The following is an 11830-nucleotide window of genomic DNA, read 5'->3' on the forward strand; positions in this document are numbered from 1 at the left end:
TTGGATAAAAAAATGAGCAATGACGATGAAATTCTTAAAAAACATTCCGTTGTCATTGCCGGGCATCAAACCAGCATCACACTTGAAAATATTTTCTGGTCAAAACTAAAAGAAATCGCCCATAAAGATCAGAAAAGTTTAAAAGAGCTCATCACTGAAATTGATCGTTCCCGCACAACAAACCTAAGCAGTGCCATTCGTGTCTATATATTAAAACAAGCGACTATTAATCATTAGTCGGTGGCTTATTAAACAATCTTTCTAAAAGCTTGGTGCCCAGATCTTCCACAGATCCTGGTTTTTTTTCATCTTCAACTGTTGCTTTTGATGCTGGCTCTTCAAGCTCAGGCTCTATAAAGGTCTCAAGTGGGGATTGTGGCTCATTGCGAGGTTCTTGTTCTACTTTAGGCATTTGCGCCGTTCCACCAGCAGGTGGTGATTGCGGAGCTGTTCCACCAGTTCCTGAAGGAGCCGCAGGTTGACCGCCAAATATATTCCCTAACCCGCCGTTTCCTTCAACCATATTTTGAAGAAGACTTGCCGCGATTTTCTGGCCAATGAACCCTTCGAGTGCTTTCGTATTATATTTAATTTGCGGATTATGAAGGTCACCAACAATATTAAGCCCTATTGGTGGTGCATCGGGATGTTCACTGAGTGCCATATCACCGGTTACATTCAAATTCCACTCCGCTAAATTAATAGCCATATTTACGGCGCTATCTGCGCCAAGCATTTTAATATCAAAGGGACTAAGTTCAATAAAACCATTCTTCATCGTGATAATACTATTACCCCCTTGATAAGGAGTTTCACCACCTGATAATGTCGCCGTCAGTAAACGTAGAAAACCGTTTTGGTTGCTAAGATCATTTAATTGCTCACTTAATCTTGGAATATCCAATCCACTGATTGCGCCAGGAGAGGCCACTACCTCACCATCACCATTTAAAGATGAAATAAGTGCACGTTGACTAACACCTTTCCCGGTAATTGATTGGTTCATATCAAAGCTACCGGATACAGGACTAATCCCTGCAAACGTTGATGTTGCTTCTGCTAATGTTGCACCAGTTAGTGCAAGATCCATTTTCAAATCGCCTGTGCTATTAAAATTTCCGGCTACATTTACGTCGCCACCAAATAACTTACCTGTAAAGTTATTGATATTGATAACGCCATCTTTTAGGACCGCCTCAAAACGTGGGTTTTCAAAATTATAATCATCATATTGAATAGCGTTTGCTGTTATTCTAAAAGTACCATCATATTCATTAAGTACTTCTAGTTCCATTGGCTCTTCGCTCCATTTACCCCAATCCTCTTCAACGGGAACTTCGGGTTCTGGTTCCATGAAATCTTTAACGGGAATTTGATCAAGTACCATTGTGAATTCAAAATTACTTTTCTGTCCTGGCGCAAGATCCGCATTTAGTGCACGTAAATCACCATTACCAGTAATTTTTGTTGGTCCAAGTTGCCCTGCAATATTTTTAAGTGAAATATCGCTCATATTCCCTGAAGCGGTCATTTTAAGTTCAATAGGTCCAAGTTCTGTATTAGAAGGTCTAAAATCAATGCCAAGACCACGAATAAATTCGCGCATATCTGGTCCGGAAAGATCGACAGCCATATCAAATGAGGAAATTTCATATTCAGCAGTTAAGTTTGTCCGTCCTTTTAAAGCAATTTCGCCGCCTGCTAATGCGAGAGTTCCATCCACATCAACCAATCCTTTAGTACCTTTAATGGATGAATTAATTGAAATCTGACGATCGTCAGCTGCCGCCGGTTTCGTTCTGGGAAGGTCAAATTGATCTATTAAACTTGCCAAACTCGGATTGGACCCCACAATATTTAAATCCATTGTACCAATTTCCGGAAGCTGCTTTAAAGTTTCACTTCTAACATCGCCTTTAACATCAATCTTGCTGCTGCCTAAAGTTGATTTTATATCGACATTCATCGCTTCAAAATTTCCGTTCATACGCGTATTAACGGCTACAGAACCGACATCCGCAATATCAAAATCTGTCTTAAAACGATAAGCTCTTTGAAGGGGTACAAGGGATGATGCTGTCGTATTAAAGGACGTTTCAAATTTTGGATCATCTTTTAATGAATTACCAATAAGAGAACCGTTTAAATCAAAGCCCGCATAATCGGTCACATCAATTGTCTTTGCGTTTAAGTTACCATCAAACAACTCTCCTCTAAGATTTACTTCTTTAACAGCAATCCCAGTTGTGGTTAAGCTATTCATCTTAATATTATAATTGGCATCGAAATCTGCAAGCATTGCAACTAATTCTTTTAAATCTAGCGGCTCATCATTTTGTTCCGGAAGATAGTTATCAACATTTAAATTGCTAATTTCGGCATCAATTCCAAAAGATGGCCTCTCTTGCAGGGCATAAGATAAGCCACCTTTAAATTGAAATGTATCAAGTGCACCATCAATCCCATAAACTTGAATTAAATTCTCATCAGCGCGAACTGCACTGGCATAGGATAGTCTTGTTAACCGACCCGTTGGGATCGTTGACACATCAACCTTCAACCACTCAAGAAATGCTCTTAAATTCCCAGAGCCGAGTTTCACATCACCTATAAATTGGGGTTTATTTTCAGGTAAAGATAAAACACCATTCCAAGAAAGGTCAGATCCACCGGGCATATTAACCCCGGCATTTGAAAATTCGATACCACCATCATTTGCCGTTAATGTCATTTCTAACTGACTGGCGATTTTTTCATTATATTGAAGCGCACCTAGTTTAAATTCAAAGGCTCCTTCCAAATCTTTTAAATATGAATAATCCGGATTATCATCATTTGATGAATTGTTTTCATCAACTGCGGCTGCAGATAAAAAGCTATCCAAATCAAAACTATTAACATTTAATCCACCTTCAAAACGTGTGAGTGCGCCAAAGGTAGCTTTTAAATTTCCGCTACCTCTGCTTTCACCCATTTCAAATTCAAATGTAGATATATTGATTGCATCGCCACCATACGCGACTGTAGTTTCTAATGTTAGCGGCTGATTATATTTAGGTCCATTTAGATTGGTATTGGCCGTATCCAACAATGAAACGGCCGTCATTAAATCTCCAACGTCTCCGGCAACTAAATTGATTTTTCCATCACCTGCAGGACTTTGACTATCAATATCAACACCACCAGAGAATTTAATTTCAACGTCATTATCCATAAGACTTGAAGCTATATTGATAGGAACTTTACGCCCTTCTCGGATCCTACCTATCATAATTTGCGCAGATACAGGTAAATTTTTATAACGGACATTACTATCAATTTCAAAAGGACCACTTAGGCTTTCCATTGAAACATCCGCATTAATATTTCTTAAAACTTCTTGGACGTTCGACGTAAAGTCTTGATAACTAATTTGACCATTTTCAATTTGAAATTGCTCAAAGCTTAATTCAGTTGTTCCTCCACTATCAGAATTACTTTCCGAACCAAACTCCCAATTCCCTTTACCATTTGCATCAACTTCAAGCGCAATGACCGGTTCAACAAGAATAAATTTCTTAACTTGGAACTCACCCCTTAATAACGGGAAAAAAGCAACATTAACATCGACTGATTTTAAGGTCACAAAATTTTCTGCGTCGCCACCCTCAACATTTGATATACTGACGTTTTCTGCAGAAAAAGCAGGAGACGGCAATATCGCAAGTGACAGATCACCATTAATTTTCACCGTTCTTTCACTAAGGTCAGAAGCCGTCGTTTCTATTTCAGCTTTATATTTATTCCAATCAACAAAGCTAGGCGCCACAAGTGCCCCGCCTATAAGAAGAACCAATAATATTCCGGCAATAATGCCTAATTTTTTCATTTAATATCCGCCGTTCATCAAATAATAATGATTAGTTTTTAGCTATTCGCCACTTTTTAATTATACATAACGTGAAAATAGTGGCAATAATTGATCAACATATTATGAATATTATATATATATTTTTATTTAAGGGGAAAAAAATCAAATATGTTGGAAAAGGAAAGCAGTTCTAATCAACAATCTTTCTTAAGTCAGATGCAGATCGGGAAATATATGAACGTTAATGGTAAAACAATCGGTATATTGTTTGCTGTTCTCGTTGGTGCACTTGTCGCTTATGCGGCCATTGGTATCCGTTTTCTTATTCATATTGCGCAATTATATTCTCTGGGTACTTTTTCTGAAAATATCTATGATTTTGTTGACACTTTAAAATGGTGGCAAATTCTTGGGTCTACTGTATCAGGTGGATTAATCATCAGTTTTATATATTTCTTTTTTATGAGTGAGAAAAAAACAGGTGCCATCGCAGAGGTTATGGAGGCCTATACTTATAAAAACAGAAAAATGAATATTAAAGATGGTATTTTTAGTGCGATTTCGGCGGCTATTGCATTGGGTACAGGGTCAGGCGCAGGCCGTGAAGGTCCTGTTGTACATTTAGGGGCAACATTATCTGTCTGGGTATCAGATAAATTACATTTACCGCCTAAAATGTGCAGAACTTTGTTTGGTTGTGGTGTAGCTGCGGCGATTTCCGCTTCATTTAACGCGCCGATAGCAGGTGTTTTCTTTGCACTTGAAGTTATCCTAGGACATTATGCACTTCATGCTTTTGCACCAATCGTAATTTCATCCGTTACCGCCGCCATTATTTCTAGAATTCATTTCGGTGACTTTCCCGCTTTTATTATTCCCGATTACCAAATTATCAGTTTTTATGAGTTTCCGGCATTTTTAGTATTAGGATTTATCAGTGCTATATTTGCAATGATAATAACGAAATCGGTCTTTTTCGCCGATGATATGGCGAGTAAACTGCCCTTCCCCCCATGGGCGAGACCACCATTAGGCGGATTAGCGGTTGGCCTTATTGCTATTTTCTGTCCTTATATTCTAGGAGTAGGTTACGGTACTACTGACGCTGCTCTAAAAAATATTATTTCCTTTGATTTACTTTGTATTTTAATCATTGCAAAAATTGCGGTCACTTCAATTTCACTCGCCTTTAGATATGGTTCAGGTATCTTTAGCCCATCACTTTTACTCGGCGCCTTAGTCGGTGGCGCATTTGGGTTTATTATATCTTTAATATTCCCTGAACAGGCAAGTAATAGCGGCCTCTATGCTATTGTCGGCATGGGCGCCGTATCATCTGCCGTCCTGGGTGCACCTATATCAACAATATTAATAATTTTTGAACTTACTGGTGATTATCAAATTACACTTGCCTTAATGGCTGCCGTCGTCACTGCAAATATGATCACCAACCATTATTTAGAATCGTCATCTTTTTTCCATCTTCAATTAAAACGTAAAGGTATAGATCATGAGGGGAGCCGCGCACAAAAATTAAGCCGACAGATTATAGTTCAGAATATAATGACCAATGATTTTGCTGTGGTGGTTACAGATACTGATATTGAAAGAGTTAAAAATCTTATTCTTAATTCAAAAAACAACAGTCTTTTCGTTGTTGGTGATAAGTTTAATATACGTGGAATTATAACATTGAATGAATTACGTCACTCACTTGATAGTGACAATGAAATTGAAGAAATGAATGCGGATAAAATTTGTAGACAGCAAAACTTCCATCTCTCTACAAATGACACTCTAGAGCAAGCTATCTATCTATTCAAACAAACCGGCGAGGACTTTATTGCAGTTCTTGATGATAATGATCTTACAAAAATTGTAGGAGTTCTCTCCCAAGTAGAGCTGCTTCGTAGTTATAATAAAGTGCTTATTGAAGCCGAAGATTTATAATCTACATTTTAATCGTTTTTCATCTGTCAATTTTTCTTAAGTACGCTATATATGGGCAATGTCTGATCCATTTGACCTAGATAATTTACCCTCAACGCCATCGCGCGAAGAAAATTCTAATGCGAATATTCCGCCCTTCTATTTAGAGGGTTTGAATGCCCCGCAATTAGAAGCAATTGAAAATATTGATGGACCACTTCTTGTTTTGGCGGGGGCCGGAACAGGAAAAACACGCGTCTTAACCACTCGTTTAGCTCACATATTAGCTACCGAACGTGCATTCCCGAATCAAATTTTAGCGGTAACATTTACCAACAAAGCGGCAATGGAAATGAAGGAACGGGTTGGTTCAATCATTGGTGATGCCGTTGAAAGTATGTTTTGGCTAGGCACATTTCATTCTATATGTGTGAAAATATTGCGACGCCATGCCGATCTCGTTGGCCTTGGGACGAATTTCACGATATTAGATCAAGATGACCAAATCAGACTTTTAAAACAATTAATCCGTGCTGCAGATATTGATGAAAAAAAATATCCACCAAGGATGCTCGCTGGTCTCATTGATAGCTGGAAAAACAAAGGTTTTCTTCCCGCTCAGGTTCCTGCTAATGAAGCACACTCATATGCCGAAGGAATGGGAATAAAATTATATGCGGCTTATCAAGCCCGTTTAAAAGAATTAAATGCAGCGGACTTTGGTGATTTAATTTTATTATGTGTAAATCTTTTTCAAAAACATCCAGATGTTCTCAGAGAATATCAAAGCCGATTTAAATATATTTTAATCGACGAATATCAAGATACTAATATTTCCCAGTATCTATGGCTTAGACTGCTCGCCATGTTACATAAAAATATATGCTGTGTTGGGGATGACGATCAATCGATTTACGGCTGGCGCGGCGCAGAAGTCGGCAATATTTTACGATTTGAAAAAGATTTTGAAGGTGCAAAAGTTGTAAGGTTAGAGCAAAATTATCGTTCAACAACACATATCCTTGGTGCGGCCAGCGGCCTCATTACCAGCAATCAAGACCGTTTAGGAAAAACACTCTGGACCGCAAAAGAAGGTGGTGAAAAGGTTACCATTAATGCCGTTTGGGATGGGCGAGCGGAAGCGCGGGCTATCGGCGACATGGTCGAAGATTTACAACGTCAAAAACAGCCTTTAAATGAAATGGCCGTGCTGGTTCGTGCTGGGTTTCAAACACGTGAATTTGAAGAAAACTTTTTATCACTTGGTATCCCTTATCGTATTATTGGCGGCGTTAGATTTTATGAGCGCGCAGAAATCCGTGACGCAATGGCGTATTTAAGAGTTACAAATAATCAGGATGATGATCTCGCATTTGAAAGAATTATTAACGTCCCCAAGCGCGGGATTGGTGACAGTACAGTCGCAAAGCTGCACCGTATTGCACGTGCCGCGACAATGTCATTGATGCGGGCGTCACGTGATATTATCGAAACAGAAGAAATTCCCAAAAAAGCGAGAAATTCGTTATCTACATTAATTGCTAATTTTGATCGCTGGCGGTCACTTACTTCTGATATCAGCCACATGGATTTGGTGGATACGATCCTTGAAGAAAGCGGATATTATGAGAAATGGAAAAATGATAAATCACCGGATGCACCCGGAAAATTAGAAAATTTGTCTGAACTCATAAGGGGTATGGAAGCTTTTGAAAATTTAGAAGAGTTTTTAGAACATGTATCGCTCGTCATGGAAAACACTGCTAAAAGCCAATATGATAGCGTAAGTATCATGACTTTACATGGATCAAAAGGACTTGAATTTGATACTGTGTTTTTACCGGGCTGGGAAGAAGAGCTATTCCCAAGCAAAAAGTCCTTAGAAGAGTTAGGCGAACAAGGCCTTGAGGAAGAAAGAAGACTTGCATACGTTGGGATAACGAGAGCGAAAAAACGCGCCCATATATTTTATGCTGCAAGCCGATATATGTTTGGTAACTACATGTCACTAATTCCTTCACGTTTTATCGCCGAACTCCCTGACGAACACGTCGAAAAACATGGTCAACAAGGATTAAGCAGCCTCGATCACGGTACATTTGGCCGTTCTTTTGATGCTGCGCCTAATTTAGGATTTAATTTTGGTGAAGGGCGTGAGAATTATCAATTAGATCGCAGTAAAGCCAAAAAGCGCCCAACATCTTCTGCGCGCAAAGCACCCGTCACAAAATCTTCTTTTTCCATAGGTGATCGTGTTTTTCACGACAAATTTGGTTACGGTAAGGTCACATCAATAGATGGCAATAAACTTGTGATCGACTTTGAAATGGGTTCAGTACGCAAAGTGATGGATAGTTTTATAAATCCTGCTTAACGAATTTTTATTTTACTATCTCTTTTTGCTTTTAAATCGAGAATCTCTTTCGGCTTACCAAAAACGTCAACACTGCCTGAACCCGAGCCATCAAAAACTAGTTTCTCTGTGGCATAAACTCTTGAATTTCCGGAACCGGATACATCAATCTCGACGACTTCGCAAACAAGGTCTTTTGCATCAACATCGCCTGAACCGTTTATTTCAATTTCCATTCTAGTGCAACTACCACCATCAAACTCGACATTTCCTGATCCATGAATTTCTACATCGACGTCATCGCCAGCGATTTCATCCATTTCAACATCACCTGAACCATGCACCTCAATCACCACTTCTTCACTTTTACCTGTGACATATATATCGCCTGAGCCATGTATTTGAAGTTCTAGCTCTTCGTTATCTACGCCGACAATCTCAGCGTTACCGGATCCATTGATCTCAAATGCTTCAATATTCGGCATCGTAATGGTAATATCTAAATTACCGTTATTGCCTCGGCCAAAACCGAACCAACCACCAAATCGCTTTTTATTACTGATTTTTAGAGTATCTCCATCACGGTCAAAAACTGTATTTTCAATACGTTTCTCATCGCCTTCGACCTCAATAGAATAATAATCATCAATAATTACGTTCACATTGGTCGACGTGTTTAGTTCGATTTTATCGAAATCAGTGATATCTGATATTACTTTACGTTCTTGTGCGTAAGCGAGCGAAATAGCGGCCACAGAAATGGCCGCCGTTAATAATATTTTTTTATAAATCATACTCATATAATACACCGATTAATGAATTCGAATTTTGCTTCTGCGTTTCGCCTCATGGTCTATCACAGTTTGGGGCTTGCCGTAAACCTCAACATTACCAGAACCATGGCTATCAAACGTTAATGAGTTGCTCGCGTACACTTCGGTATCTCCTGAACCGGCGACTTCTACATTAACATCCTGGCATTGCATATCTTTTGCCTCTACATCACCTGAGCCATGAATATCAATTTCAAGCGACTGACATGTTCCGCCGTCCAGTTCAACATCACCTGAGCCATTAATAGATATTTCTACATCTTTGCCCATGACTTCACCCATGGAAATGTTGCCAGAACCATTAATGCTAATATCCAGTTCTTCTGACTGTCCCTTTACAAAAATGTCTCCTGAGCCATTCACATTTAACGCGAGTGATGAATTATCAACACCTTCAATATCAGCATCACCTGAGCCATTAATTTGCATAGATTCTATGTTTGGCATAACGATAAAAACTTCCATATCCTGATCACTATCATAATTAAAACGACCTTTTTTATGTTTTATTTTTAAAGTGTCATCTTTCATTTCAAGGACCGTATTACCAATACGTTCTTCATCACCAACCATTTCAATTGAATATGTACTTCCCATCTTAATGTTTACATCAGATGAAGTATTTAATTGTACTTTCGTGAAACCTGATAGATCAGATGATTTGGTAATATCTTCCGCTAAAGTTTCTGTTACTGATGAAGCATAGAGTGCAGCCGTTAGTGCTGCGCCGGATACACCGGCAATCTTAAATAATTTATTCATAATAACCTCCTAGATTATCTTCCGTGTTTATTATTTTTTTAATGAATGGTTATATTGCTAAACCATCCATCGCTTTTTGTTACTTCACCCGGGTTGCCATAGACTTCTATGCTACCCATGCCGCTAATATCGGCATCTACTTTTTCGCTGGCAAAAATTTCAATATTACCAGCCCCCTTCAAATCTACTTCGACTTGCCTACAGTGCAAATCTTCGGCTTCAATATTCCCAGCTCCTTTGAAATCAAGAATAAGCCATCCACATTTTCCTTCGACTTCGATGTTTCCCGCACCTTTCAAGTCAAATTCAACCTCTTCACTGTCAACTCCTTTGATGTCGGCATCTACTGCGCCCCTTAGATCCAAGCCAGTAAATTTCGGCATCGTAATTGTCACTTTTGGGCTATCTGTACCTGCACGGTCCCATATTTTTTTATCGCCGTCTTTATAAATTACAAGCTTTTCACCGCGCACCCTCATCAAAAGGTGATCAACAATTTCTTCTTCGCCTTCAATTTCAATTGAATAATCTTCACCAACCATCACATCGATTTCGATACCAACTTCATCAATTCTTATTTTATCAAAGCCACGAAGGTCTCTTTTTACAGTAATTTCTTCGGCTTTAACGGGCGAAAGACCAATCATCAAAACTGATGTAAAAATAAATAATGCTGAAAAATACTTTGTCATATTGGGTATCTCCTATAGATTGATATTATATTTAAAGTCTCAAGCTTGAACAATAGCCCAACAAACCGCTTATCGCATTTTGCATGCACTTTATCGCAATTCTTCATTTGTTATGCTGGAAATTCACGTCCATTACGTATAAACCTGACCCTATCGGAAAGTTTAATGACATCGCATGACCATATGACAGATATGAAAACCTGGAAAATAAGCATTACATCTTTAAAAGAATATGTTCCCACTATAGAAGAGGTTTTATACAGCCTAGATTTTGAACATTTCCCTACTGTTTCTAGCTTCGAAATTATTGGAAATGAAGACTATTGGACGGTAGAAGGATATTTTAATAACGAACCGAACAGCATAACTTTATCGTCAGAAATTAAGCGAACGGCTGGAATTTTTGGAATTGAGGCTCCAAGAGCGGAAATTGAATTATTGGACAATAAAAACTGGGTTGCCGAATCCCAAATCTTATTAAAACCTATTGAAGCCGGAAGCTTCTTTCTTTATGGACAGCATGATTTCAACGACATCCCTGAGGATAAAATCAGCATTCACATCGAAGCCGGCGAGGCCTTCGGAACTGGTGGCCATGAAACCACCGCGGGCTGTTTATTGCTTTTAAGCAAATTATCTGAACATATAAAACCATCAACTATTCTTGATCTTGGTAGCGGCAGTGGGGTTTTGGCAATAGCGGCTGCAAAATTATGGAACACAAAAATCATCGCTGCTGATATTGACCCAATTGCTACAAAAACAGCTAAAGCGAATATCTTACAAAATAATATTCCCTTGATAGAAGATAATAAAAGTCAAGATAACGGTATTATATGTTTAACAAGCGATGGATTTGAAAACAGTATTCTAGCAAATCATGCACCCTATGATTTAATAATTGCGAACATTCTGGCTAAACCATTACAAATTCTTGCAGAAGGTATTACCGATAATTTAAAAGAAGATGCATATCTCGTTTTATCAGGATTATTAGATGTTCAGGAAGAGGCCGTATTAAACGCTTATAAAGCACAAGGCTGGGAATTATTTGACCGCCAAATCATTAATGAATGGCATTCATTACTTCTAAAAAAGATATAAAAAATGCGACTTTAGAAATTCAAAGTCGCATTCTAATTATGAAACTGCTTCAATAGAAGACTGATTATCATTACTATGAGTTTTTACCCAATTATCATTCATTGATTGATAACCTTTGTCACCAAGTAGTTCTATAAAATCATAATCTTCTGTACTCTCTTTTACAAAAGTTGAAACCGTATCAATTAATTCATTGATATCTTGTGTGTAAGTTGTTTCAAGAAGATCTGTTTTAGGTACATAGTTATATTCCTTCAACAGATCCATGAAACTATACGCTTTGAATATATTTGTCATTGATCTATCC

9 protein-coding genes are annotated in these 11830 nt (G+C 38.3%); 4 read left to right on the forward strand and 5 right to left on the reverse strand.

Going from position 1 to position 11830, the window contains the following annotated elements; translation table 11 throughout:
• Window positions 1–12: 12 nt before the first annotated feature.
• On the forward strand, window positions 13–237 hold the full coding sequence (locus tag ACTF6W_RS08875) for a ribbon-helix-helix domain-containing protein (protein ID WP_438994183.1): 225 nt from the start codon (window positions 13–15) through the stop codon (window positions 235–237).
• On the opposite strand, the gene ACTF6W_RS08880 is transcribed toward ACTF6W_RS08875, so the two are convergent.
• Entirely contained in the window at window positions 227–3868 is a 3642-nt protein-coding gene (locus tag ACTF6W_RS08880) for an AsmA family protein (protein ID WP_438994184.1), read from the reverse strand. The two genes, ACTF6W_RS08875 and ACTF6W_RS08880, sit on opposite strands and share 11 nt — an antisense overlap.
• A gap of 150 nt (window positions 3869–4018) precedes the next feature.
• Between ACTF6W_RS08880 and ACTF6W_RS08885 the strand changes: the two genes are divergently transcribed.
• Together ACTF6W_RS08885 and ACTF6W_RS08890 are read left to right on the forward strand one after the other, a co-directional pair.
• On the forward strand, window positions 4019–5800 hold the full coding sequence (locus tag ACTF6W_RS08885; RefSeq protein WP_438994185.1) for a chloride channel protein: 1782 nt from the start codon (window positions 4019–4021) through the stop codon (window positions 5798–5800).
• Window positions 5801–5858: 58 nt separating this feature from the next.
• A complete protein-coding gene (locus tag ACTF6W_RS08890; protein WP_438994186.1) occupies window positions 5859–8153 on the forward strand; it encodes an ATP-dependent helicase in 2295 nt (764 codons plus the stop codon).
• On the opposite strand, the gene ACTF6W_RS08895 is transcribed toward ACTF6W_RS08890, so the two are convergent.
• Genes ACTF6W_RS08895 through ACTF6W_RS08905 form a run of 3 tightly spaced genes read right to left on the reverse strand, consistent with a single transcriptional unit; the run spans window position 8150 to window position 10419 of the window.
• Window positions 8150–8932, reverse strand: coding sequence for a head GIN domain-containing protein (locus tag ACTF6W_RS08895; protein ID WP_438994187.1), 783 nt, complete (start codon window positions 8930–8932; stop codon window positions 8150–8152). The two genes, ACTF6W_RS08890 and ACTF6W_RS08895, sit on opposite strands and share 4 nt — an antisense overlap.
• Before the next feature lie 12 nt (window positions 8933–8944).
• A complete protein-coding gene (locus ACTF6W_RS08900) occupies window positions 8945–9727 on the reverse strand; it encodes a head GIN domain-containing protein (RefSeq protein WP_438994188.1) in 783 nt (260 codons plus the stop codon).
• A gap of 38 nt (window positions 9728–9765) precedes the next feature.
• The gene (locus ACTF6W_RS08905; protein WP_438994189.1) at window positions 9766–10419 is read right to left on the reverse strand and encodes a GIN domain-containing protein; all 654 of its coding nucleotides are present in this window, start codon (window positions 10417–10419) and stop codon (window positions 9766–9768) included.
• 165 nt (window positions 10420–10584) lie between these two features.
• Here ACTF6W_RS08905 and ACTF6W_RS08910 point away from each other — a divergent pair, with 165 nt between their 5' ends.
• Window positions 10585–11523: a 50S ribosomal protein L11 methyltransferase gene (locus tag ACTF6W_RS08910; RefSeq protein WP_438994190.1), complete on the forward strand. Its 939-nt coding sequence runs from the start codon at window positions 10585–10587 to the stop codon at window positions 11521–11523.
• A 36-nt stretch (window positions 11524–11559) separates the two neighbouring features.
• Here ACTF6W_RS08910 and ACTF6W_RS08915 read toward each other — a convergent pair whose 3' ends face one another.
• Window positions 11560–11820 carry a hypothetical protein gene (locus ACTF6W_RS08915; RefSeq protein WP_438994191.1) on the reverse strand — a complete coding sequence of 87 codons (261 nt, stop codon included), beginning with the start codon at window positions 11818–11820 and terminating at the stop codon, window positions 11560–11562.
• Window positions 11821–11830: the final 10 nt, after the last annotated feature.

The organism is Pseudemcibacter sp. (genome assembly GCF_965661635.1).
Taxonomy (GTDB): domain Bacteria; phylum Pseudomonadota; class Alphaproteobacteria; order Sphingomonadales; family Emcibacteraceae; genus Pseudemcibacter.

What these genes read in the sequence shown, in the direction of transcription:
- ACTF6W_RS08875 (WP_438994183.1), top strand. Translation starts at nt 13, where the DNA reads ATGAGCAATGACGATGAAATTCTTAAAAAACATTCCGTTGTCATTGCC.
- ACTF6W_RS08880 (WP_438994184.1), bottom strand. Translation starts at nt 3,868, where the DNA reads ATGAAAAAATTAGGCATTATTGCCGGAATATTATTGGTTCTTCTTATA.
- ACTF6W_RS08885 (WP_438994185.1), top strand. Translation starts at nt 4,019, where the DNA reads ATGTTGGAAAAGGAAAGCAGTTCTAATCAACAATCTTTCTTAAGTCAG.
- ACTF6W_RS08890 (WP_438994186.1), top strand. Translation starts at nt 5,859, where the DNA reads ATGTCTGATCCATTTGACCTAGATAATTTACCCTCAACGCCATCGCGC.
- ACTF6W_RS08895 (WP_438994187.1), bottom strand. Translation starts at nt 8,932, where the DNA reads ATGAGTATGATTTATAAAAAAATATTATTAACGGCGGCCATTTCTGTG.
- ACTF6W_RS08900 (WP_438994188.1), bottom strand. Translation starts at nt 9,727, where the DNA reads ATGAATAAATTATTTAAGATTGCCGGTGTATCCGGCGCAGCACTAACG.
- ACTF6W_RS08905 (WP_438994189.1), bottom strand. Translation starts at nt 10,419, where the DNA reads ATGACAAAGTATTTTTCAGCATTATTTATTTTTACATCAGTTTTGATG.
- ACTF6W_RS08910 (WP_438994190.1), top strand. Translation starts at nt 10,585, where the DNA reads ATGACATCGCATGACCATATGACAGATATGAAAACCTGGAAAATAAGC.
- ACTF6W_RS08915 (WP_438994191.1), bottom strand. Translation starts at nt 11,820, where the DNA reads ATGACAAATATATTCAAAGCGTATAGTTTCATGGATCTGTTGAAGGAA.